The organism is Solicola agrisoli (assembly GCF_049059935.1).
In the GTDB taxonomy this organism is placed as follows: Bacteria; Actinomycetota; Actinomycetes; order Propionibacteriales; family Nocardioidaceae; genus JAURVT01.
This window is the reverse complement of sequence record NZ_JBMGQR010000071.1, coordinates 1-21,896: the sequence shown is the minus strand read 5'-3', so window position 1 is coordinate 21,896 and position 21,896 is coordinate 1. Positions and strand designations below refer to the sequence as shown.

General features: G+C 73.1%; 21 protein-coding genes. 11 read left to right on the top strand and 10 right to left on the bottom strand.

The annotated features are described in order from the left end of the window. On the top strand, positions 1 to 334 hold a 334-nt coding region (locus ACI6PP_RS18855; RefSeq protein WP_421113167.1), incomplete at its 5' end, for a response regulator transcription factor. Positions 335 to 367: 33 nt separating this feature from the next. After that, a complete protein-coding gene (gene zwf / locus ACI6PP_RS18850; protein ID WP_421113166.1) occupies positions 368 to 1,849 on the top strand; it encodes a glucose-6-phosphate dehydrogenase in 1,482 nt (493 codons plus the stop codon). A 76-nt stretch (positions 1,850 to 1,925) separates the two neighbouring features. Here zwf and ACI6PP_RS18845 read toward each other — a convergent pair whose 3' ends face one another. Both ACI6PP_RS18845 and ACI6PP_RS18840 read right to left on the bottom strand, forming a co-directional pair. Then, complete coding sequence (locus tag ACI6PP_RS18845) at positions 1,926 to 2,294, bottom strand: GntR family transcriptional regulator (protein WP_421113165.1); 369 nt, start codon at positions 2,292 to 2,294, stop codon at positions 1,926 to 1,928. Further along, positions 2,291 to 3,130, bottom strand: a complete 840-nt coding sequence (locus tag ACI6PP_RS18840) for a hypothetical protein (RefSeq protein WP_421113164.1) — start codon at positions 3,128 to 3,130, stop codon at positions 2,291 to 2,293. The genes ACI6PP_RS18845 and ACI6PP_RS18840 overlap by 4 nt, the downstream gene beginning before the upstream one ends. 132 nt (positions 3,131 to 3,262) lie before the next feature. Between ACI6PP_RS18840 and pcrA the strand changes: the two genes are divergently transcribed. Next, a complete protein-coding gene (gene pcrA / locus ACI6PP_RS18835) occupies positions 3,263 to 5,668 on the top strand; it encodes a DNA helicase PcrA (RefSeq protein WP_421113163.1) in 2,406 nt (801 codons plus the stop codon). Positions 5,669 to 5,790: 122 nt separating this feature from the next. On the opposite strand, the gene ACI6PP_RS18830 is transcribed toward pcrA, so the two are convergent. Continuing rightward, the gene (locus ACI6PP_RS18830; RefSeq protein ID WP_421113162.1) at positions 5,791 to 6,507 is read right to left on the bottom strand and encodes a M23 family metallopeptidase; all 717 of its coding nucleotides are present in this window, start codon (positions 6,505 to 6,507) and stop codon (positions 5,791 to 5,793) included. A gap of 308 nt (positions 6,508 to 6,815) precedes the next feature. Further along, the gene (locus ACI6PP_RS18825) at positions 6,816 to 7,574 is read right to left on the bottom strand and encodes a M23 family metallopeptidase (RefSeq protein WP_421113161.1); all 759 of its coding nucleotides are present in this window, start codon (positions 7,572 to 7,574) and stop codon (positions 6,816 to 6,818) included. An 83-nt stretch (positions 7,575 to 7,657) separates the two neighbouring features. Between ACI6PP_RS18825 and ACI6PP_RS18820 the strand changes: the two genes are divergently transcribed. Further along, positions 7,658 to 8,344, top strand: a complete 687-nt coding sequence (locus ACI6PP_RS18820) for a PASTA domain-containing protein (protein ID WP_421113160.1) — start codon at positions 7,658 to 7,660, stop codon at positions 8,342 to 8,344. A 4-nt stretch (positions 8,345 to 8,348) separates the two neighbouring features. On the opposite strand, the gene ACI6PP_RS18815 is transcribed toward ACI6PP_RS18820, so the two are convergent. After that, complete coding sequence (locus tag ACI6PP_RS18815; RefSeq protein ID WP_421113159.1) at positions 8,349 to 9,218, bottom strand: alpha/beta fold hydrolase; 870 nt, start codon at positions 9,216 to 9,218, stop codon at positions 8,349 to 8,351. Between the two features lie 145 nt (positions 9,219 to 9,363). Between ACI6PP_RS18815 and sucC the strand changes: the two genes are divergently transcribed. Together sucC and sucD are read left to right on the top strand one after the other, a co-directional pair. Beyond that, on the top strand, positions 9,364 to 10,533 hold the full coding sequence (gene sucC, locus ACI6PP_RS18810; RefSeq protein WP_421113158.1) for an ADP-forming succinate--CoA ligase subunit beta: 1,170 nt from the start codon (positions 9,364 to 9,366) through the stop codon (positions 10,531 to 10,533). 1 nt (position 10,534) lies between these two features. Next, entirely contained in the window at positions 10,535 to 11,422 is an 888-nt protein-coding gene (gene sucD / locus ACI6PP_RS18805) for a succinate--CoA ligase subunit alpha (RefSeq protein ID WP_421113157.1), read from the top strand. A 66-nt stretch (positions 11,423 to 11,488) separates the two neighbouring features. Here the strand turns inward: sucD and ACI6PP_RS18800 are convergent, their stop codons facing one another. Beyond that, positions 11,489 to 13,324, bottom strand: coding sequence for a hypothetical protein (locus tag ACI6PP_RS18800; protein WP_421113156.1), 1,836 nt, complete (start codon positions 13,322 to 13,324; stop codon positions 11,489 to 11,491). 99 nt (positions 13,325 to 13,423) lie between these two features. Here ACI6PP_RS18800 and ACI6PP_RS18795 point away from each other — a divergent pair, with 99 nt between their 5' ends. The 3 genes from ACI6PP_RS18795 to purH are packed head-to-tail and all read left to right on the top strand — an operon-like array spanning position 13,424 to position 16,804. Continuing rightward, on the top strand, positions 13,424 to 14,641 hold the full coding sequence (locus tag ACI6PP_RS18795; RefSeq protein ID WP_421113155.1) for a cell division protein PerM: 1,218 nt from the start codon (positions 13,424 to 13,426) through the stop codon (positions 14,639 to 14,641). Then, positions 14,634 to 15,251, top strand: a complete 618-nt coding sequence (gene purN / locus ACI6PP_RS18790) for a phosphoribosylglycinamide formyltransferase (protein ID WP_421113154.1) — start codon at positions 14,634 to 14,636, stop codon at positions 15,249 to 15,251. The genes ACI6PP_RS18795 and purN overlap by 8 nt, the downstream gene beginning before the upstream one ends. Beyond that, the gene (purH, locus tag ACI6PP_RS18785; protein ID WP_421113153.1) at positions 15,248 to 16,804 is read left to right on the top strand and encodes a bifunctional phosphoribosylaminoimidazolecarboxamide formyltransferase/IMP cyclohydrolase; all 1,557 of its coding nucleotides are present in this window, start codon (positions 15,248 to 15,250) and stop codon (positions 16,802 to 16,804) included. Before purN ends, purH begins: the two co-directional genes overlap by 4 nt. A 78-nt stretch (positions 16,805 to 16,882) precedes the next feature. Here the strand turns inward: purH and ACI6PP_RS18780 are convergent, their stop codons facing one another. Beyond that, positions 16,883 to 17,428 (bottom strand): YbaK/EbsC family protein, encoded by a 546-nt coding sequence (locus tag ACI6PP_RS18780; RefSeq protein WP_421113152.1) that lies wholly within the window; start codon positions 17,426 to 17,428, stop codon positions 16,883 to 16,885. A gap of 33 nt (positions 17,429 to 17,461) precedes the next feature. Between ACI6PP_RS18780 and ACI6PP_RS18775 the strand changes: the two genes are divergently transcribed. Then, entirely contained in the window at positions 17,462 to 18,319 is an 858-nt protein-coding gene (locus ACI6PP_RS18775) for a bifunctional methylenetetrahydrofolate dehydrogenase/methenyltetrahydrofolate cyclohydrolase (RefSeq protein WP_421113151.1), read from the top strand. Positions 18,320 to 18,327: 8 nt separating this feature from the next. Then, the gene (locus ACI6PP_RS18770; RefSeq protein ID WP_421113150.1) at positions 18,328 to 18,615 is read left to right on the top strand and encodes a DUF3017 domain-containing protein; all 288 of its coding nucleotides are present in this window, start codon (positions 18,328 to 18,330) and stop codon (positions 18,613 to 18,615) included. Between the two features lie 219 nt (positions 18,616 to 18,834). Here the strand turns inward: ACI6PP_RS18770 and ACI6PP_RS18765 are convergent, their stop codons facing one another. From ACI6PP_RS18765 to ACI6PP_RS18755, 3 genes are all read right to left on the bottom strand, one after another. After that, positions 18,835 to 19,821, bottom strand: coding sequence for a malate dehydrogenase (locus ACI6PP_RS18765; protein WP_421113149.1), 987 nt, complete (start codon positions 19,819 to 19,821; stop codon positions 18,835 to 18,837). Positions 19,822 to 19,897: 76 nt separating this feature from the next. Beyond that, entirely contained in the window at positions 19,898 to 20,752 is an 855-nt protein-coding gene (gene purU / locus ACI6PP_RS18760; RefSeq protein ID WP_421113148.1) for a formyltetrahydrofolate deformylase, read from the bottom strand. An 85-nt stretch (positions 20,753 to 20,837) separates the two neighbouring features. Further along, entirely contained in the window at positions 20,838 to 21,788 is a 951-nt protein-coding gene (locus tag ACI6PP_RS18755; protein WP_421113147.1) for a hypothetical protein, read from the bottom strand. Between the last annotated feature and the right edge of the window lie 108 nt (positions 21,789 to 21,896).

The window sequence follows — 21,896 nt, the reverse complement described above, 5'->3', positions numbered from 1 at the left end:
CAAGAACATCACCGGGCCCGAGCTCGTCGACGCGGTCGGCCGGGTGGCCGCGGGGGACGCGGTGTTCTCGCCGCGGCTCGCGGGGTTCGTCCTCGACGCGTTCGCCGGCACCATCGAGGTGGCCCAGGTCGACGAGGACCTCGACCGGCTCACCGAGCGCGAGCGCGAGGTGATGCGCCTGATCGCCCGCGGCTACGCCTACAAGGAGGTGGCCAAGGAGCTCTTCATCTCGGTCAAGACCGTCGAGACCCACGTGTCGAGCGTGCTGCGCAAGCTGCAGCTGTCGAGCCGGCACGAGCTGACGCGGTGGGCCAACGAGCGCCGCTTGATCTAGTCGGCTGTCTCACGGTCGGCGTAGCGTAACGACATGGCAACCTCCGACTCCTACGATCCGAGCATGGAGGCGCCCCACGTCATCGTCCTGTTCGGCGCCACCGGCGACCTCGCACGACGCAAGCTGCTCCCCGGTCTGCTGCACCTGTACCAGGTGGGCCTGTCGAGCGACTGCCGCATCGTCGGCGTCTCGCTCGACGACCTCGACACCGAGGGCTTCGTCAAGCTGGCCCACGACGCGTGCGTCGAGTTCAGCAGCCGCCCGTTCGCGAACGACTGGGACTCGTTCGCCAAGCGGCTCAGCTACGTGTCGCAGGACGCCGGCCCCGAGGCGCTCGCCGACGCGGTCGCGGCGGCCGAGACCGAGCTGGCCGCCGAGTCCGAGCCCGGCGAGACCATCCGTCGCCTGCACTACCTGAGCGTGCCGCCCAAGGCCGCGCTCGCCGTGGTGCACCAGCTCGAGGCGGCCAAGCTGGTCGAGCGCTCGCGGATCATCATGGAGAAGCCGTTCGGCACCGACCTGGAGTCGGCCGTGGCCCTCAACGCCGAGCTGCACGAGGTGTTCGACGAGGAGCAGATCTTCCGGATCGACCACTTCCTGGGCAAGGAGGCGGCGCAGAACATCCTGGCGTTCCGGTTCGCGAACGGCCTGTTCGAGCCGATCTGGAACCGCCAGTTCATCGACCACATCCAGATCGACGTCCCCGAGACGCTCGGCCTGGACAACCGGATCGGCTTCTACGAGTCCACGGGCGCCTACAAGGACATGGTGGTCACCCACCTGTTCCAGGTGCTCGCGTTCGTCGCGATGGAGCCGCCGACGGCGCTGGAGCCCGGGCCGATCGGCGAGGAGAAGAACAAGGTCTTCCGCTCGATGCGCCCGGTCGAGCCGCACGACGTCGTGCGTGGCCAGTACATCGGCTACCGCGACGAGCCGTCGGTGCACGACGACTCCGACACCGAGACGTTCGTCGCGCTGAAGGCCGAGATCGACAACTGGCGCTGGGCCGGGGTGCCGTTCTTCCTGCGCACCGGCAAGAAGCTCGCCGAGGGTGCGCGGATCATCTCGATCGCGTTCAAGGAGCCCCCGCGCTCGATGTTCCCCACCGGCTCGGGCGTGGGCACGCAGGGCCCGGACCACCTGACGTTCGACCTCGCGGACGCCTCGCGCATGTCGCTGTCGTTCTACGGCAAGCGACCCGGGCCCGGCATGAAGCTCGACAAGCTCAGCATGCAGTTCGCCATGCACGACACCGGCAAGGCCGACGGCGTCCTCGAGGCCTACGAGCGGCTCATCCACGACGCGATGCGCGGCGACCACACCCTGTTCACCACCGCCCAGGGCATCGAGCGGCTGTGGGAGCTCTCGCGCCCGCTCCTCGGCGACCCCCGTCCGGTGCGTGCATACTCGCCCGGCTCGTGGGGCCCCAACGCGATCCACCAGCTCATCGCCCCGCGCGCCTGGCGCCTGCCGTTCGAGCGCACCTGGCGCGCCCCCAACACGACCGCGCAGTAGGCAGCCGCGCACGCGACGGGAGGATCGGCGTTCGGCCACCCAGGGCGGCCGTGCGCCGATTCCTCGGTCGTCGGGCTCAGCGCCCCCAGGCCCGCTCGACGAGCCCGCTGGTCTCGGCGAGCGAGAGCCCGAGCCGGCGAGCCGTGAACACCAGCGACTCCGCCGCCGCCCGCGCCTCGGCCTCGGTGCCCGGCGCGCGCACCCCGTCGGCGACGAACGTCCCGCGCCGCCCGTGCGTGACGACGACCCCGTCGGACTCCAGCTCGCGGTAGGCCCGCGCCACCGTGTTGGCGGCGAGGCCGAGGTCGGCGGCGAGCTGGCGTACGGTGGGCAGCTTCTGCCCCGCCTCCAGGACCCCGTCGCGCACCTGCGCCGCCACCTGCGTCCGCAGCTGCTCGAACGGGGGAGTGGGCGAGGCGAGGTCGATCCCGACCAGCCCGCTCATCGTGCGTGCACCGTCGAGACGGGCGCGAGGCGACGTCGGCGGGCGAGGGAGGATCCGGCCACCAGGACCACCCCGACGACGACGGACGCCACCACGACGGCCGCGGAGACGGACGCGACAGCGACGAGGGCCACGTAGAGCAGCGACACCGAGGCCATCGCGATCCCGTTCTCGGCGAGCCGGTCGACGGTGACGGCGACGAGGACCTCCTCGGCCGCCGCCTCGCGGGGCGAGGTCGCGCGCAGCGGGGACGCCGCTACCCGTCGCATGACGACCTCGGCGAGGACGACCACGAGTGCGGCGGCACCGGTCACCAGGAGGGCGGAGCCGGTGTCGGCCGAGGCGCCCCAGACGGCGATCGCGAGCGAGACGACGACCGCGACGGCGAGCAGGGCGGCGGGGACGAGGTGCTCGATCCGTCGCAGGTAGGAGCCGACCTCGCGGGCGCCGAGGGTCGCGACCCTCGGCCCGTCGGCCGGGGCCCGGGTGGAGCGGGCGACGGCGACGCTCTCGACGAGGACGGACACGCAGTAGACGACGGCCAGGAACGCGGCCAGGGTGGGCACCGCGTCGGGGAACCGGTCGAAGTCCAGCGGGAGGTCGAGGACGACGATGCCGGCCGCGGCGAGGAGGGCACCGGCCGCGCCGGCGGTGGCGCTGAGGCGGATGCGGCGGACGACGACGCGCTCGAGGGCGGCTCCCTCGTCCTCGCTCAGGTGGACCCCGCGCGACCGGACGGTCGCCAGCGTCCTGCGGTGCGCGTCGGACCGGGCCGTCAGCGCCAGCACGGCGCTCACCGCGAGGACGGCGATGGTGACGACGATCAACGTGGTCATGGTCCCTCCCGGGGCTCGTTTGTACCACTAACTGTAGCAATTGTGTTGCTACAGTCAACCCAGGTCGGTGCCGGGAGCGACCGGTGGACGGCGCGCACGGCTGTCGGCGGCCGGACGTAGGCTGGGGGAGCCATGACGTTGCGCTTCCCAGTCCCTGCGGTGCCCCGCGCCGACCAGTCCTCCGCCGACCCCGACGAGGACGACCGCCCGGCCCCGCGGCGGAAGAGGATCGACCCGCAGCAGCTGCTCGACGGGCTCAACGAGTCGCAGCGGCAGGCCGTCAGCCACGAGGGCGGGCCGCTGCTCGTCGTCGCCGGCGCGGGCTCGGGCAAGACGCGCGTGCTCACCCGCCGCATCGCCTGGCTGATCGGCCACGACGACGCGCACCCCGGGTCGATCCTGGCCATCACGTTCACCAACAAGGCCGCCGCCGAGATGCGCGAGCGCGTCGCCGACCTCGTCGGTCCGCGGGCGAAGCTGATGTGGGTCTCCACCTTCCACTCCGCGTGCGTGCGCATCCTGCGCAAGGAGATCACCAAGTTCGGCTACACCTCGTCGTTCTCCATCTACGACGCGGCCGACTCCAAGCGCCTGATGTCGCAGGTGTGCCGCGACCTCGAGCTCGATCCCAAGCGGTTCGCGCCGCGGGCGGTGCTCAACTGGGTGAGCAACGCCAAGAACGACCTCCTCGACGCCGAGGCCGCCGCCACGCGGGCCGCCAACGGCAGCGAGGAGGTCTACGCCCAGGCGTACGCGGAGTACCAGCGCCGCCTCACCGCGGCCAACGCGTGCGACTTCGACGACCTCATCATGCTCACGGTGCACCTGTTCCAGGCGTTCCCCGACGTGCGCGAGACCTACCGCCGCCGGTTCCGTCACGTGCTCGTCGACGAGTACCAGGACACCAACCACGCCCAGTACGCCCTCGTGCGCGAGCTGTGCGACGAGCCCGACTCCGACCTCCTGGTCGTCGGCGACTCCGACCAGTCGATCTACGCCTTCCGCGGGGCCAGCATCCGCAACATCCTGGAGTTCGAGGAGGACTTCCCCCGCGCCCGCACCATCCTGCTCGAGCAGAACTACCGCTCCACCCAGACGATCCTGTCGGCGGCCAACGCCGTCATCTCCCGCAACGCGGGCCGCAAGGCCAAGAACCTGTGGAGCGACCAGGGCGACGGCGCGCAGGTGGTCGGCTACGTCGCCGAGGACGAGCACGCCGAGGCGCAGTGGGTCGCCGACGAGGTCGACAAGCTCGGCGACGACGAGGTCGCCCGCCCCGGCGACGTCGCGATCTTCTACCGCACCAACGCGCAGAGCCGTGTGTTCGAGGAGGTCTTCATCCGGACGGGCCTGCCCTACCGGGTGGTCGGCGGCGTCCGGTTCTACGAGCGCCGCGAGATCAAGGACGCGATCTCCTACGTCCGCACGCTGGTCAACCCCGCCGACGACGTCTCGCTGCGCCGCATCCTCAACGTGCCCAAGCGCGGCATCGGCGACCGCGCCGAGGCGTGCGTCTCGGCCTTCGCCCAGCGCGAGCGCCTCACCTTCTGGGACGCGCTGCAGCGCGCCGACGAGGCGCCGGGCATCGCCACGCGCTCGCTCAAGCAGATCCGCTCGTTCGTCGAGGTGATCACGGGGCTGTCGGCGATGGCCGCGGCCGGCGAGCCCGCCGACGCCGTGCTCGAGGCGGCGCTGTCGCGCAGCGGCTACCTCGACGAGCTCGAGGAGTCCACCGACCCGCAGGACGAGACCCGCGTGGAGAACCTCGCCGAGCTCGTCGCCGTCGCCCGCGAGTTCGTCGCCGACGCGTCCGTCGTGGCCGACGACGTCGCCGAGGCCGCCGTCGACCCCGACGAGGTCGCCCAGGCCGCCGAGGACGAGGTCTTCGCCCCCGGCTCGCTCGAGGCGTTCCTGGAGCGCGTCGCGCTGGTCGCCGACGCCGACGCCATCCCCGACGAGGGCGACGGCGTCGTCACCCTGATGACGCTCCACACCGCCAAGGGCCTGGAGTTCCCGGTCGTCTTCCTCACCGGCATGGAGGAGGGCGTCTTCCCGCACCAGCGCTCGGTCGGCGAGCCCAAGGAGCTCGAGGAGGAGCGTCGCCTGGCCTACGTCGGCATCACGCGCGCCCGCGAGCGCCTGCACCTGTCGCGCGCGGCCGTCCGCTCCGCCTGGGGCGCCCCGTCGCACAACCCGCCGTCACGGTTCCTCGACGAGGTGCCGCCCACGATCGTCGACTGGCGCCGCACCGACGCCGACGCCACCCGCTGGTCCGGCGGTGTCCAGACCGGCGGCTCCTACGTCACCACCCGCCGCGCCCCCGCACGCTCGCTCAGCTCGGCCGCCGCGGCGTCGGCGTCCAAGAAGCGCGAGGTGCCCAACCTGACCCCCGGCGACCGCGTCGTCCACGACACCTTCGGCATGGGCACCGTCGTGGCCCTGCAGGGCACCGGCGACAAGACCGTCGCCTCGGTCGACTTCGGCACCGAGGGCGTCAAGCGCCTCCTACTTCGCTACGCCCCCGTCGAAAAGCTCTGACGCGCCTGGCATCCCGGCTCGCGGCGTTGCTCACGACTCGACGAACAAGACCGGTTCGCCTTCGTCGCGGCGCCTTGCGAGACGGGCGCCAGACACGTCAGGCGCCCGTGGAACCCGGTGGGTCAGGGGTTGACGTTGTGCGACTTGAGAACGGGAGCGGGGTCGACCGGGTCGCCGCCACCGGGGCGGACCTCGAGGTGCAGGTGCGGGCCGGTGACGTTGCCGGTGGAGCCGACGGCGCCGATGGTGTCGCCCGGCTGGACCTCCTGGCCGGCGGTGACCGACGTGGCGGACTGGTGGCAGTACCAGATCTCGGTGCCGTCCTCGAGCGTGAGCACGGTCTTGTTGCCGTAGGCGCCGTCGAAGCCGACCGACGTGACGGTGCCCTTGGCCACGGCCACGAGCTTGGTGCCGGACGGGGCGGCGAAGTCCAGACCGGTGTGCACGGTGGACCACAGCGAGCTGCTCTGGCCGAAGCGGGCGGTGAGGCGGTACCCGGTGGTGGGGAGGACCCACTGGTTCTTCAGGCGCTCCTCCTCGGCCTTGGCCAGGGTGGTGGCGCGCTGCCCGCTCTTGGCGGTGAGCTGCGCCAGCGCCGCGGTGCGCTGCTCGGCCTGCTGGGCGGCCTGCTTGACCAGGACCGCGCGGTCGACGCGCTCGCTGCTGCGGCTGACCTGCGGCTGCGCACCGCGCACCGACTGGTCGACGGCGTCGAAGGTCTGGCCGCTCTGCTGGTCGGACACGTTCTGGGTGTCGGCACCCTGGTTGAGGGCGATCGCTCCACCGGCGGCCACCGCGAGCGCCGCGACGCCGGCCACGAGGGGCGAGCGGAGGAGCATCGAGCGGGTGGACCTGCGGGGCCTCTCGGCCCGGCGTCGGGGTCGCGGGGCCGAGTGACGACCCTGTGCTCGGGGCTCGGGCACGCGACGATCCTCCACGACGTTCGGGGGTGTGACGGGAAGCGCCCGGGGGAAGGGCGCGAAGTCACTCACCCTAGACGAGTCGGACCGTCCCTTCCAACCCTTCCCGAGGACGGGTGGCACGTATCACGGAGGTGAACGGTCCGCGATGTCCGGATTTCTCGTCCATGATGAGGAGACGTCGCCGAATCGGGAGGTTCCGGGACGAAGCGGGACCGGTCGGACGGTCAGGCGCGGACGCCGTGCTCGGCGAGCGCGACCTGCGGATCGACCGGCGATCCGCCGCCCGGACGCACCTCGAGGTGCAGGTGCGGGCCGGTCACGTTGCCCGTGGACCCGACGTTGCCGATGGGCTGGCCGGGGTCGACGGGGTCGCCGGGCTTCACCCGGGTGGCCGACTGGTGGCAGTACCAGATCTCGGTGCCGTCCTCGAGGGTGACGACGGTGCGGTTGCCGTAGGCGCCGGCGTACGACACCTCCTTCACCGTCCCCCGGGCGACCGAGACGATCGTGGTGCCGGACGGGGCGGCGAAGTCCAGGCCGGTGTGGACGGTGGCCCACAGCGAGCTGCTCTGCCCGAACCGGGCGGTGAGCCGGTAGCCGGCGACGGGCAGCACCCACTGGTTCGTCTTGAGCTTGGCGGCGCTGGCCTGCGTCTTCTCGACCAGGTCGCCGATCGCGTCGTCACCGCTCTGCCCGAGGGCGACGTCGCGCTGCTGGGCCTGCTGCTGGGCCTGACGCTCCAGGAGGTCGCGGTCGAAGTCGCGGCTGACGTCGAAGGTGCCCTCGGCGTTGGAGGTCGCGGCGGCGGGGTCGAGGTCGGACCCGTCGTCGGCCAGGGCCTGGTAGCCGCTGGCGAGGGGCTGCGGCTCGGCCGTGCTGGACACCGCGATGGCCCCGACGCCCACCACGATCAGTGCGACGGCCGCCGCCGCGGCGGGCGTGGGCAGGCCGGGACGACGGCGGGTGCTGCGGCGCGTCGTCACGAGGGCCTCCGAGAGAGTGGGACCCTGCCAGCGTAACCGACAGTTGCAGGCCCGGTCCGGGCGACGACGGGAGGGAGGCCGCGGTGAGGCGACGGTTCCCCATGGCCGTGGCGGTGGGCCTGCTGCTCGCAGGTTGCTCGTCGTCGTCCACCTCGTCACCGTCACCGACGCCGACCGACGACGTGCTGGTGGGACGCGGTGCGGTCGCGGTGCCCGTCCCCGCCTCGTGGTCGCGCGACGCCACCCACTGCGGCGACGCGGTCGAGGACACCGTCGTCTACCAGCCCGTGGCCGTCCCGGCCTGCCTGGTCGAGCGCCCGCCGTCGGTGACCTCGCTGACGATCGACGGTCTCGGGGGGCCGGGGGGCCTGCTGCCGGAGGGGGCGCTGGCCGGTCCGCGCATAGGAGGGCTCCCGGCCTACCGGACGCCCGTCGAGCGGAGCCGGAGGAGCTGGCGGCAGTCGGTCGTCGTTCCCCGGTCGGACGTCGTGCTCACCTGGCAGGCCCCGACGAGGGCGGAGCTGGAGCGGCGCGTCGCCTCGGTCCGGGCCGCGCCGCAGGGACGGGCGTTCGTGCCGGACGTCACCGACCGGCCGGCCAAGCAGGGCGTCCGGGTGCTGGAGCGACTCGGCTTCGAGGTGGAGCGTGTCGTCCGCCGGGTCCCGCCCGAGGAGGGCAACGAGGGCGAGGTGGCCTCGACGTCCCCGGGCCGGGGGCGGCTGGTGGCCCGGGGCGCCACGGTGACGATGGTCGTCACCACTCAGCGCTGACGCGTCAGACGGTGTGCGCGGCCACGAAGCTGCGGACGTGCCCGGCCACGACGTCGGGGTGGGTGCGGGTCACCCAGTGGCCGGCGTCGAGGTCGACGCGGAGCAGGTCGGGGACCACCTTCTCGAGCCCGTCGTAGACGTCGGGGGAGATGAAGGTGTCGCGCAGCGGCACGAGCAGCTGCACCGGGACGTCGGTGTGCCGCGGCGAGCCGGTGCCGCGGGCGTTGGCCCGGTACAGGTTGACGCCGTGCGCGCCGTCCTCGCCGAACGTCGAGGCCCAGTGCGCGTCGTCACCGAGTCGCTGCGAGCCGGTGAGCGTGCGTTGGAGGCGGCCACCGAGGCGGCGGAACACCAGCTCGGGCACCACCGGCAGCTGGAACGCCGCGACGTACCAGGAGCGTCGCGCCTGGTCGACGAAGGTGCGCCAGTCGCGGCGGCGCCAGGCGCCCGTCAGGTGCCGGGAGTAGTGGAACAGCGGAGGCCCGCTGATCGAGGTGAACGACGCGATCCGCCCGCGCAGGCGCTCGTCGGTACCGGTGCGCAGCACCGACTCCCAGGTCTGCACCGAGCCCCAGTCGTGCCCGAGCAGGTGCACCGGCGAGCCGTCGGGCTGCACGTCGTCGAGCACGGCGACGAGGTCGTCGACGAGGCGGTCGGCGCGGTAGTCGTCGCGGGTGGACGGTGCGGTGGACGCGCCCGCGCCGCGGACGTCGTAGGTGACGACGCGCAGGCCGCCGTCGACGAGACGGTCGGCGACGGGACCCCACATCGCCTGGGTGTCGGGGAAGCCGTGCACCGCGACGACGGTGGGCCCGGAGGCCTCCCCGCGGGTGGAGACGGCGAGTCGGACGGCGCCCGAGCGGACCTGGTGCACGTGAACTCCTCGTTGGCTGGTGATGACCGCCCGGTGACAGACCCCACATGGTCGGGGGCCCCGCGCGGCGTTAGAGTCGCGAGAGCCCGAGCGAGCCTACGCCGCTCTCCCTGCCTCCGACCTACCGAAGGACTGGCAACCGATCGTGGACCTGATGGAGTACCAGGCGAAGGAGCTCTTCGCCAAGCACGAGGTGCCGGTGACCCTCGGCATCGTCGCCAACACCCCCGAGGAGGCTCAGGCCGCGGCCGAGCAGCTCGGCGTCGTCGTCGTCAAGGCGCAGGTCAAGGCGGGCGGTCGCGGCAAGGCCGGCGGCGTCAAGCTCGCCAAGACCCCCGACGAGGCACGTGAGCACGCCGAGGCGATCCTCGGCATGCAGATCAAGGGCCTGACGGTGAACCGCGTGCTCGTGGCTCCCGGCGCCAGCATCGAGGAGGAGTACTACTTCTCCTTCCTGCTCGACCGGTCGAACCGCTCGTACCTGTGCATCGCCAGCATCGAGGGCGGTGTGGAGATCGAGGAGGTCGCCAAGACCAACCCCGACGCCGTCAAGCAGATCCCGATCGACGCCGGCACCGGCGTCGACGAGGCCAAGGCGCGCGAGATCGTCACCGAGGCCGGCTTCCCCGACGCGCTCGTCGACCAGGCGGTCGTGTTCGTGCAGCGCCTGTGGGACGTCTTCGTCAAGGAGGACGCCACCCTCGTCGAGGTCAACCCGCTCGCCCGCCTCACCGGCGACGTGCTCGAGGCGCTCGACGGCAAGGTCTCGCTCGACGAGAACGCCGAGTTCCGCCACGACGACCACGACGCGTTCGAGGACAAGGCCGCAGCCGACCCCCTCGAGGCCAAGGCCAAGGCCAAGGGCCTGAACTACGTCAAGCTCGACGGCGAGGTCGGCATCATCGGCAACGGCGCGGGCCTGGTCATGTCGACCCTCGACGTCGTCGCCTACGCCGGCGAGGCGCACCAGGGCGTCAAGCCCGCGAACTTCCTCGACATCGGCGGCGGCGCGTCCGCGCAGGTGATGGCCGACGGCCTCGACGTGATCCTCGGCGACGACCAGGTGAAGTCGGTCTTCGTCAACGTCTTCGGCGGCATCACGTCGTGCGACGCGGTCGCCAACGGCATCGTCGGCGCGCTCGACCTGCTCGGCGACACGGCCACCAAGCCGCTCGTCGTGCGTCTCGACGGCAACAACGTCGAGGAGGGCCGCCGCATCCTCGACGAGCGCAACCACCCGCTCGTGACGCTGGTGGACACCATGGACGGTGCGGCCGACCGCGCCGCCGAGCTGGCGAGCAAGGCAGGAGCCTGACATGTCGATCTTCCTGAACAAGGGTTCCACCGTCATCGTCCAGGGCATCACCGGCGGCGAGGGCACCAAGCACACCGCCCTGATGCTCAAGGCCGGCACCAACGTCGTCGGCGGCGTCAACGCCCGCAAGGCCGGCACCACCGTCACCCACGGCGACGTCGAGCTGCCGGTGTTCGGCACCGTCACCGAGGCCATCGAGAAGACCGGCGCCGACGTGTCGGTCGTCTTCGTGCCGCCGGCGTTCGCCAAGGCGGCCGTGGTCGAGGCCGTCGACGCCGAGATCCCGCTGGTCGTCGTCATCACCGAGGGCATTCCGGTGCAGGACTCCGCCGAGTTCTGGGCCTACACCCAGGCCAAGGGCAACAAGACCCGCATCATCGGCCCCAACTGCCCCGGCATCATCACGCCGGGCGAGGCGCTCGCGGGCATCACGCCCGCGACGATCGCGGGCTCCGGCCCGGTGGGCCTGGTCTCCAAGTCGGGCACGCTGACCTACCAGATGATGTTCGAGCTGCGCGACTTCGGCTTCTCGACCGCCATCGGCATCGGCGGCGACCCGATCGTCGGCACCACGCACATCGACGCGCTCGCCGCGTTCGAGGCCGACCCCGACACCAAGGCGATCGTGATGATCGGCGAGATCGGCGGCGACGCGGAGGAGAAGGCGGCCGAGTACATCGCGGCCAACGTCACCAAGCCCGTCGTCGGCTACGTCGCCGGCTTCACCGCCCCCGAGGGCAAGACGATGGGCCACGCCGGCGCCATCGTCTCGGGCTCCTCGGGCACCGCGCAGGCCAAGAAGGAGGCCCTCGAGGCCGCCGGTGTCAAGGTCGGCAAGACGCCGTCCGAGACCGCCTCGCTGATGCGCGAGATCCTGCAGGGTCTCTAGCCCCCAGCACACGCCGACGGCGCCGTCACCCTGCGGGGTGGCGGCGCCGTCGTCGTGCGGCGGGGACTACTCGACGTAGGCGAGGCGCTCGCCGGCGCGGACCGTCAGCGCCTCGAACGCGTCCTGGCCGACGTCGTAGGCCGAGGTGGGCGAGAACGACACCTGGGCGACGTCGGTGCCGCGGCGCACGATGCCGACGCGGTAGTACACGGTGGTGTCGGCGTCGACCTCGAAGCTGACGCGCCAGGTGCGGCCGGTGATGCCGTCGCCCTCGACCTCGGCGTCCTGGCTGATCGTGGCCGACAGGTTGTCGTCGGGGCACGCGTCGATGCGGTCGGCGAGGGTGTCGGTGAAGCGCGTGGCCGCGGCGGGGGAGTCGAAGCGTCCGATGGTCTCCGACAGCCCGAACTGCTGGGGCAGCCGGTCCTCCTCGGGGATGACGAACGTGCGCGAGCGCGCCTCCTGCACGCTGGAGCCGCTGAACGCGGCGTTGTCGCACACCGTGGCCGAGGGGTTCTGGCCGTCGGTGAGCGGCGCCGACTCGGTGCCGACCCACGGCCGGTCGACGCTCGCGACCGGCGGGAGGTCGACGATGCCGAGGAAGGCGGGCTCGTCGGTGGTGGGCGGCGGCACCGAGCGGGTGGCGGTCAGGCCCTCGCCGCAATCGCCGCCGGAGCTGCCGCAGACCATCGCCATCGAGTCGCGGACGGCCTGCGCGAACTGCTGGATGTCGGGGCCGGTGTCGCCGTCCACCTCGTGCACGAGCGAGGAGGTGACGACGCCCGAGCGGCTGAGGCCGACGGTGAAGGTGCGGTTGGGGTCGGCGTAGGTGCGCAGCTGCAGGATGCGGACGTCGAGGCCTGGACGGTCGACGGTGTACGACCCCGTGAGCTGAACGCGAGGCACGGCGCAGTCGGAGTACCAGCTCACCATCGTCTGGTAGCCCTTCTGGGCCGCGCCCTGGCTGCGCGCCACCTCGATCGCCTCGGCGGCGGTCTCGTTGCCGCCGCCCGACGCGCTGTAGGTGCGCACGTACGCGGCGCGCAGGCGGGCGTCGGCGAACCGCGACTCCGCGCACGTCGCGTACGGCTCGGTGTTGGTGGTGCTCGCGTCGGTGCTCTCGACGGTCCAGGTCTTGGCGGGGTCGAGGCGGGAGATCTGGTCGCGGTCGAGGAGCTGGTCCTGGTCGGCGCCGAGGACGCGCTGCGCGACCTCCTCGGCCTGCGCGGACGACCCGATCTGCTCGCGGTCGGGCTGCGCCTCGGCCCGGCTGAGGGGTCCGCTCTCGGTGGCGATCAGCCCGGCGGCCACCACCATCGCGGTGGTGGCGGCGACGGCGGCGACGGTGTTGCGTCGCGTGCGACGGCGCGACTCGCGTCGCACCACCGAGGGGCGGGGCAGGCTGAGGCGGTCGGTGACGCGACCGAGCGACGCCAGTCGGGCCTCGATGGTGTCGAGGTCGGTGCCGAGCGACGCCTCCAGCTCGGCGACGGCCAGCTGGGTGCCCTCGATCGCCGCGTCGTCGGTGAGCCCGACGTCGCGGGCGGCGGCCTCCAGGCCCAGCTCGCCCAGCGTCTGCAGCACGAACAGGCGGCGGTTGTTGGGGGTGAGCGCCGCGAGCGCCTTGACCAGCTCGGCGTCGACGTCGGCCTCGCCGTCGCCGTCACGCCGGCGCCACGGGTGGGTGTTGGCGAGGAAGGCGGCCGAGCGTCCGGCCTCCTGGCGCACGTAGTCGACGGGGTCGGCCATCCGCAGGCGGGTCCAGTCGCGCCACGCGTGGCGGTAGGCCTCGGTGACGGCGGCGGCCGTCGTGGTGCGGTCACCGGTCAGCGCGTAGGTGAGGTGCAGGAGGTGGCGCCGCGTCGAGGTGTAGAAGGTGTCGAACTCCTCGACGCGGGGCATCGGTCCTCCTGACGGCGTGCTGTCGGCGGGCGCTGGGTGTGCGGGGCGGGCGGCGAGCCTCACGCCCAGCGGTCGACTTTACAGGGACGATGGGCGGCGATGACTGACACGCTCGCCCGCGGCTCGGCCGCCCGTCCGGGGTCGCGAGGCCCGGCCGCTCCCGGCCCCGCGAGGCCGGTGGCGCTGACCGCCGTGCTCGCCGCACTGGGCGCGGCAGGCGCCGGCACCGTCGTCGCCGTGGCCCTGGCCGTCGTGGCCTGGCTCGGGGGCAGTGCCGGCGGCATCGGCGACGCCGTCCGCGCGGGCGCCGCCGGCTGGCTCGTCGGGCACGGCAGCGGGCTGTCGGTGGGCGCGGTCACCGTCGGCGCGATCCCGCTCGGTCTCACCGCCCTGCTGCTCGGCACCGTCGTGCTCGTCACGCGCGTCGCCGTCGTCCCGTCGCGGCTCGACTCCATCCGCGGGCTGGCCGAGCTGGCCACCGTCGGCGCGGTCACCTACGCCGCCTGGGCCTGCGTCCTGGTGCTGGTCGCCGGCGGCTCGGGCGCCGAGCCCGACCTCGTCCGCGCCGGCATCGGGTCGTTCCTGCTCGCGTTCGTCGGCCTGGCCTGGGGTGGCGCGCGAGGCTCCGGCCTCGACCGCACCTGGTGGGACCTCGCGCCCGCGTCGGTCCGCTCCGGGCTGGTGGGCGCGGGCGTCGCGCTGGCCACGCTGCTCCTGGCCTCCACCGTCCTGTACGTGGTCGCGCTGCTGCGGGGCCTCGGCGCCGCCGGCCGGCTGTGGGGGTCGCTCGACGCGGGCGTCGTCGGGGGCATCGCCCTCGCGCTGCTGTGCCTGCTGGTGCTCCCCAACCTCGTGCTGTGGTCGACGTCGGTGCTCCTCGGCCCGGGCTTCGCGCTCGGCACCGGCACCGCCGTCAGCCTCACCGGCTCCGACCTCGGCGCCGTCCCGGGGCTCCCGGTGCTCGCGGCCGTCCCGGCCCCGGCGGTCTTCCCCGGGTGGGCCCTCGCGCTCGCCGCGGTTCCGGTGCTCGCCGGCGCGCTCGGGGGCTGGTGGGGCACCCGTCGCCTCGAGCACGGCCCGTGGACGCACGCCGTCGCGGTCGGCTCGGCGGGCGGCGCGGGTGCGGGCGTCGTCGTCGCGCTGCTCCTCGCGGTCTCGGGCGGGCCGGTCGGACCCGGCCGGATGGCCGACGTCGGACCGTTCTGGCTCGCCTGCTCAGCGCTCGCCGTCCTCACGCTCGCCGTGGGCGGCGCGATCGGCGCGGCGGCCGGGCACTATCGTGGGGCGGGTGCGCAGGACCCTCCCGCCCGTGACTGAGCGGGACGCGCGACTCGTCGTCCTGGTGTCCGGCTCCGGCACCAACCTGCAGGCCCTCCTCGATGCCTGCGAGCAACCCGGCTACGGCGCCCGCGTGGTCGCCGTCGGCGCCGACCGTCCCGACGTCGAGGGGCTGCGACGCGCCGAGCGCGCCGGCCTGCCGACGTTCGTCGAGCGCGTGCGCGACCACCCCGACCGTGCGGCGTGGGACGTCGCGCTGGCCGAGGCCGTCGCCGTCCACGAGCCCGACCTCGTCGTGCTCGCCGGGTTCATGAAGCTCACCGGCCCGGCCTTCCTCGGCCTGTTCGGCGGCCGCACCGTCAACACCCACCCTGCGCTGTCGCCGTCGTTCCCGGGCATGAACGGCCCGGGCGACGCGCTGGCGCACGGCGTCAAGGTCACCGGCGCCACCCTGTTCGTGGTCGACGCCGGCGTCGACACGGGGCCGATCGTGGCCCAGACGGCGGTGCCGGTGCACCCCGACGACGACGTCTCGTCCCTGCACGAGCGCATCAAGACCGGCGAGCGCGCGATGCTCGTCGACACCGTGGGCCGCCTGGTCCGCGACGGCATCACCATCGACGACAGAACGGTCAGGTTCGGCACGTGAGCTCCATCGACGTCACCCCGCTGCGGCGCGCCCTCGTCTCGGTCTACGACAAGACGGGTCTGGAGGAGCTCGCGGTCGGCCTGCACGAGGCCGGCGTCGCGCTGGTCTCCACCGGCTCGACCGCCGCGCGCATCGCCGCGGCCGGCGTCCCGGTCACCGAGGTCGCCGACCTGACCGGCTTCCCCGAGTGCCTCGACGGCCGGGTCAAGACGCTGCACCCGCGCGTCCACGCCGGCATCCTGGCCGACCGCCGCCTCGACGCCCACGTCACGCAGCTGGCCGACCTCGGCATCGAGCCGTTCGACCTCGTGGTCTCCAACCTCTACCCGTTCGTCGAGACGGTCGCCTCGGGCGCCGCGCCCGACGACGTCGTCGAGCAGATCGACATCGGCGGCCCGTCGATGGTCCGCGCCGCGGCCAAGAACCACCCCAGCGTCGCCATCGTCACCTCGCCGTCGCGCTACGACGACGTGCTGCGCGCTGCCCGCGAGGGCGGGTTCTCGCTGGTGGAGCGCAAGCAGCTGGCGTCCGAGGCGTTCGCGCACACGGCGGCGTACGACGTCGCGGTGGCGTCGTGGTTCGCCGAGCAGGTGGCCGACAAGGGCGAGTGGCCCGTGTTCGGAGGCTCCACCTCCACGCTGTCGGCGGTGCTCCGCTACGGCGAGAACCCGCACCAGCGTGCGGCGCTCTACACCGACGGCACCGGCGGCCTCGCGTCCGCCGAGCAGCTGCACGGCAAGGAGATGTCGTACAACAACTACGTCGACACCGACGCCGCCCGCCGCGCCGCGTACGACTTCGACGCGCCCGCCGTGGCGATCATCAAGCACGCCAACCCGTGCGGCATCGCCGTCGGCGCCGATGTCGCCGACGCGCACCGCAAGGCGCACGCCTGCGACCCCGTGTCGGCGTTCGGCGGCGTCATCGCCGTCAACCGCCCGGTGTCGGTGGAGATGGCCGAGCAGGTGGCCGAGGTGTTCACCGAGGTCGTCGTCGCCCCCGGCTACGAGGACGGCGCCCTCGAGGTGCTGACCCGCAAGAAGAACATCCGCGTCCTGCGCTGCGACGACGACGCCGGCCGCCCCGAGCTCGAGCGCCGCGGCATCTCCGGCGGAGAGCTGCTCCAGCAGGCCGACCGCGTCGACGCCCCCGGCGACGACCCGTCCACGTGGACGCTCGCCACCGGCGAGGCCGCCGACGACGCCACCCTCGCCGACCTCGCCTTCGCCTGGACGGCCATCCGCGCGGTGAAGTCGAACGCGATCCTGCTCGCCCACGACGGCGCGTCGGTGGGCGTCGGCATGGGCCAGGTCAACCGCGTGGACTCCTGCCGCCTGGCGGTCGAGCGCGCCGGCGAGGAGCGCGCCCGCGGCGCCGTCGCCGCGTCCGACGCGTTCTTCCCCTTCGCCGACGGCATGCAGGTGCTGCTCGACGCCGGCGTGCGCGCCGTCGTCCAGCCCGGCGGGTCCAAGCGCGACGAGGAGGTCGTCGAGGCCGCCAAGGCCGCCGGCGTCACCCTCTACCTCACCGGCACCCGCCACTTCTTCCACTGACGACCGCCCGGGCCCACCCTCCCGTCCGCGATCTGATGGTTTGCAGGGGTTCTGAAGCCCGGGAACCCCGCCAACCCATCAGATCGCGGACGGGGGCGTGGCGAACACCCCGACGACGGCACCGGGCAGGGACGCCACGACCGCGCCGGGTAGCACCAGCTTGGAGCGGCGCAGGCCGCTGCCGACGACCACCCACGGCTGCGCGGCGACGCGCTCGTCGACGAGGACGGGCCACGCCGCGGGGACGCCGACCGGGGTGATGCCGCCGTACTCCATCCGCGTCTCCGACGTCGCGCGGTCCATGGGTGCGAACGAGCACTTGCGGACGTCCAGGTGCTTGCGGACGGCCTTGTTGACGTCGAGCCGCGAGTCGGCGAGCACCATGCACGCCGCGAGCGTCTCGTCGTCACCGCGGCGGCCGAGCACCACGACGCAGTTGGCCGACGCCTCCGGCGGCACGTCGAACGCCTCGCCGAACTCGGCGGTGTCGGCCAGGCCGGGGTCGATCTCGCAGACCCAGGCGTCCTCCTGACCCGCGACGCCGTCGGCGACGGGCGGGGCGAGGAGGTGCGTGGCGGAGGTGGCCGGGACGAGGTCGAGCCGGCCGAGCGTCGGGGCGGTCATGGCACCACCCTGGCACGTGGGAGACTCGCCTGCGTGACTGCGCAGATCCTCGACGGCAAGGCCACCGCGGCCCGCATCAAGGCCGACCTCACCACCCGGGTCGCGGCTCTCCGCGAGCGCGGCGTGGTGCCGGGTCTCGGCACCGTGCTGGTGGGTGACGACCCCGGCAGCCAGATCTACGTCGGCGGCAAGCACAAGGACTGCGCGCAGGTGGGCATCGAGTCCATCCGCGTCGACCTGCCCGAGAGCGCCACGCAGGCCGAGGTCGAGGACGCGGTCGACGCGCTCAACGCCGACCCCGCCTGCACCGGCTACATCGTCCAGCTGCCGCTGCCCAGGGGGCTGGACCAGAACGCGGTGATCGAGCGCATCGATCCCGCCAAGGACGCCGACGGCCTGCACCCCACCAACCTCGGCTGGCTCGTGCTCGGCCAGGACGCCCCGTTGCCCTGCACCCCGCGCGGCATCGTCGAGCTGCTCCGCGCGCACGACGTGCCGGTCGCCGGCGCGCAGGTGTGCGTCGTGGGCCGCGGCATCACCGTCGGCCGCTCGCTCGGGCTGCTGCTCACCCGTCGCTCCGAGAACGCCACCGTCACCCTGTGCCACACCGGCACCCGCGACCTCGCCGCCGAGGTGGCGCGCGCCGACATCGTCGTCGCCGCCGCCGGCGTTCCCGGCATCGTCACCGCCGACATGGTCAAGCCCGGCGCCGCGCTGCTCGACGTCGGCGTGAGCCGCGACGCCGAGGGCAGGATCGCCGGCGACGTCGCGCTCGACGCGGCCGAGGTGGCGGCCTGGATGTCGCCCAACCCCGGCGGTGTCGGTCCGATGACCCGCGCCATGCTGCTGACCAACGTCGTCGAGGCGGCCGAGCGGTCGCTCGCCGGCTGACGCGCGACGTGACCACCCCCGGCGACAGGCCGCCGGTGCCCACCGGGACGTTCGTCTATGCGGCGCTGGTCGTGCTCATGCTGATCGGTCTGGCCCTCGTGGCGATCGGCCCGTGGCGCTTCGGCGTCGGGCTGGCCGGCTGGGGCTTCGTCGTCGCGGGCATCGCCCGGCTCGTCGTCCGCGACGCCGACGCCGGCCTGCTGCGCGTGCGCCGCAAGCGCTTCGACATCGTCTGGATGGTCGGGCTCGGCGCGGTGCTCGTCGTGCTCGCCGTGGTGGTGCCGCAGGCGGTCTAGCGCGCCGCGTGGTGCGCGGCGACGCGTCCCACCAGCCCGTGCGGGACGCCGCTGGCCCACGGCATCCTGATCGTGCTCGCGCCCGAGAGGTACGGCGCGAGCGCGGCCCCTAGGTCGGGACGGCCCGACGCGCCGCTGCCCGCACGAGCCTCAGGACCTCCTGGTGCTCGGCGGGCAGCGACGCGACGTACGACTCGACCTCGGGGTGACGGGGCACGCTCAGATGAGACCGAGGCCCTTGACGGCCTCGCGCTCCTCGGCGAGCTCGGCGGTGCTGGCGTCGATGCGGGCCCGCGAGAAGTCGTTGACCTCCAGGCCCTGCACGATCTCCCAGTCGCCGTCCTTGGTGGTGACCGGGAAGCTCGACACGAGGCCCTCGGGGACGCCGTAGGAGCCGTCGGAGACGACCGCCATCGAGGCCCAGCTGCCCTCGGCGGTGCCGCCGAGCCAGTCGCGGGCGGCGTCGACGGTGGCCGACGCGGCCGAGGCCGCCGACGAGGAGCCGCGCGCCTCGATGATGGCGGCGCCGCGCTTGGAGACCGTCGGGATGAAGTCGTCCTCGAGCCACGACTGCTCGACGAGGTCGGTGGCGGGCTTGCCGGCGACCGTCGCGTGGAACACGTCGGGGTACTGGGTGGCCGAGTGGTTGCCCCAGATGGTGAGGCGGTCGATCTCGGTGACCGGGGTGCCCGTCTTGGCCGACAGCTGCGACAGGGCGCGGTTGTGGTCGAGGCGGGTGAGCGCGGAGAAGCGCTCCTTCGGGATGTCGGGCGCGTTGGTCAGCGCGATCAGGGCGTTGGTGTTGGCGGGGTTGCCGGTGACGCCGATGCGGACGTCGTCGGCGGCGTGGTCGTTGAGCGCCTTGCCCTGCGCGGTGAAGATCGCGCCGTTGGCCTCGAGCAGGTCGCCGCGCTCCATGCCCTTGGTGCGGGGACGGGCGCCGACCAGCAGCGCGAGGTTGACGCCGTCGAACGCGACGTTGGCGTCGTCGCTGATGTCGATGCCGTCGAGCAGCGGGAACGCGCAGTCGTCGAGCTCCATCACGACGCCCTCGAGCGTCTTGAGCGCCGGGGTGATCTCCAGCAGGCTCAGGCGCACCGGGGTGTCGGGGCCGAGGAGGCTGCCGCTGGCGATGCGGAACAGCAGGCTGTAGCCGATCTGGCCGGCGGCGCCGGTGACGGCGACCTTGACGGGGGACTTGCTCACGGGTGGGCTCCTGTTCGAGGGCGACGGCGTACGCGTCCCGACGCTAGCAACTTCCCGCCGCGCCCGCCTCGGCGGATCAGGCCGAGAACACGACGACGCGCGACCCGTCGAGCAGCAGACGTCGCTCGGCGTGCCAGCGGACGGCCCGCGACAGCACCTGCGACTCGACGTCACGGCCGGCCTGCACCATGTCGTCCGGGCCCATCCGGTGGTTCACGCGGGTGACGTCCTGCTCGATGATCGGGCCCTCGTCGAGCTGCGCGGTGACGTAGTGCGCGGTGGCGCCGATCAGCTTGACGCCGCGGTCGAACGCCTGGTGGTACGGCTTGGCGCCCTTGAAGCTGGGCAGGAACGAGTGGTGGATGTTGATCGTCCGGCCCGACAGCGCCTCGCTGGCCTCGTCGGACAGGATCTGCATGTACCGGGCCAGCACGACGAGGTCGACGTCGAGCTCGTCGACGAGGCGCAGCACCTGCTGCTCGGCGTCGCGCTTGGTGTCGGGCGTGACGGGCACGTGGTGGAACGGCACCTCGTAGGTGTCGGCGAGGCGCTCGAGGTCGCGGTGGTTCGACACCACGGCGGCGACGTCGATGGGCAGCGCGCCGCTCGACTGCCGGAACAGCAGGTCGTTCAGGCAGTGCCCGAACCTCGACACCATGATCAGCGTGCGGCACGGACGGCTCGCGTCCTCCAGCTCCCAGTCCATGCCGAGGCCCTCGGCGACGGGGGAGAACGCGCTGCGCAGCGCGGCGACGTCGGTACCGTCCACGTCGAAGTGCACCCGCATGAAGAAGCGGGTGTCGCGGCGGTCGCCGAACTGCTGGGAGTCCAGGATGTTGGCGCCCTGCTCGGCGAGGTTGCCGGTGACGGCGTGCACGATGCCCGGGCGGTCGGTGCAGGCGAGCGTCAGGACGTAGCTGGGGCTGGGCATGGCGTCCATCATCCCCGACCCTCCCCCCGGAGTTGTCGGTGCGTGGTGATGCCCCGACATCACCAGGCACCGACAAGTCGGGAGGTCAGGCGGACGGGACGCCGACACCGCGCAGGTCGGTGATCACGGCTGCGGGGTCGAGCCTGATCTCGCGGGACGAGCAGCGCAGCACCGTCCGGCCGTCGACGACGATCGCCCGTTCGCGCCGCATGTCGGCCTCCCAGTGCTCCACCTCGCGGTGGTGCGCACCGTCCACCTCGAGCACGACGATCCGTCCGGGACCGAGGTCCCACTCGGCGTCGAGGTAGCGCTTGCGCCCGTGAGCGTCGTGGCGGACGCGTTGGGCCACCGGCCGCTGCAGCCCGAACCGGCGGCACGCGCGGACCAGGTCCATCTCGCCGAGCGCCTGCGCCCCGCCGGCGACGTCGTCGATCGCGCAGCGGAGGTGACCGCGGTGACGGACGTGGCCGGCGGCGTCCAGCTCGGCGCGTAGACGCTCGACCGTCCCCAGTCGCTGCTGCACCACGGCGCCGACCACCGCGTACGCGAACCGTGGGCGGCGCTGCCACGCCACGACGTCGATCGCGGCCCGTTCGACGCTGCAGGTGGGCAGCCCGCGTCGCACGACGACGTCGTCAGCGGTGAACCGGCGTGACTCGTGTATCCGCACACCGGCCACCGGCGCCATCATCGTCGCGCGCGCGACGACCACGTGGACGAGTCCGTCGTCCTCGAGCAGTCCGCGGAAGCCCTGGTGGACGAGCGCCGTGCTGCACGCCAGCGCGGCCGGTCGGGGAGCACTGAGGACCGCGACCCAGAGCAGCTGGTCCCGAGTGAGGGGGCCGTTGGTCAGCGTCACCACGGTGGAGGTGGGCGCGGTCCACCGCTCGGCCCTGAGCTGGGCCTCGACCGTCCGCGCGGTGATCCCCGCCGCGGTCAGCTGCTCACGGCTCGCCACGCCGTGCTGCCGGCGGTGGAGGTCGTCGAGCAGTCCGTCCCGCAGGGTCAGAGGTCGGTCGCCGAGGTCGATGGTCACGGCTGCAGGGTGGGTCCCTCTCCGGGCGATCTGCCGCCTGCCGACGGATCTGTGGACAACCCACCCTCGACCAGGGGAGTTGTCGGTGCGTGGTGATGCCCCGACATC

What these genes read in the sequence shown, in the direction of transcription:
- sucD (WP_421113157.1), top strand. Translation starts at nt 10,535, where the DNA reads ATGTCGATCTTCCTGAACAAGGGTTCCACCGTCATCGTCCAGGGCATC.
- ACI6PP_RS18800 (WP_421113156.1), bottom strand. Translation starts at nt 13,324, where the DNA reads ATGCCCCGCGTCGAGGAGTTCGACACCTTCTACACCTCGACGCGGCGC.
- purU (WP_421113148.1), bottom strand. Translation starts at nt 20,752, where the DNA reads ATGCCCAGCCCCAGCTACGTCCTGACGCTCGCCTGCACCGACCGCCCG.
- ACI6PP_RS18845 (WP_421113165.1), bottom strand. Translation starts at nt 2,294, where the DNA reads ATGAGCGGGCTGGTCGGGATCGACCTCGCCTCGCCCACTCCCCCGTTC.
- ACI6PP_RS18830 (WP_421113162.1), bottom strand. Translation starts at nt 6,507, where the DNA reads ATGCTCCTCCGCTCGCCCCTCGTGGCCGGCGTCGCGGCGCTCGCGGTG.
- ACI6PP_RS18795 (WP_421113155.1), top strand. Translation starts at nt 13,424, where the DNA reads ATGACTGACACGCTCGCCCGCGGCTCGGCCGCCCGTCCGGGGTCGCGA.
- zwf (WP_421113166.1), top strand. Translation starts at nt 368, where the DNA reads ATGGCAACCTCCGACTCCTACGATCCGAGCATGGAGGCGCCCCACGTC.
- ACI6PP_RS18840 (WP_421113164.1), bottom strand. Translation starts at nt 3,130, where the DNA reads ATGACCACGTTGATCGTCGTCACCATCGCCGTCCTCGCGGTGAGCGCC.
- pcrA (WP_421113163.1), top strand. Translation starts at nt 3,263, where the DNA reads ATGACGTTGCGCTTCCCAGTCCCTGCGGTGCCCCGCGCCGACCAGTCC.
- ACI6PP_RS18780 (WP_421113152.1), bottom strand. Translation starts at nt 17,428, where the DNA reads ATGACCGCCCCGACGCTCGGCCGGCTCGACCTCGTCCCGGCCACCTCC.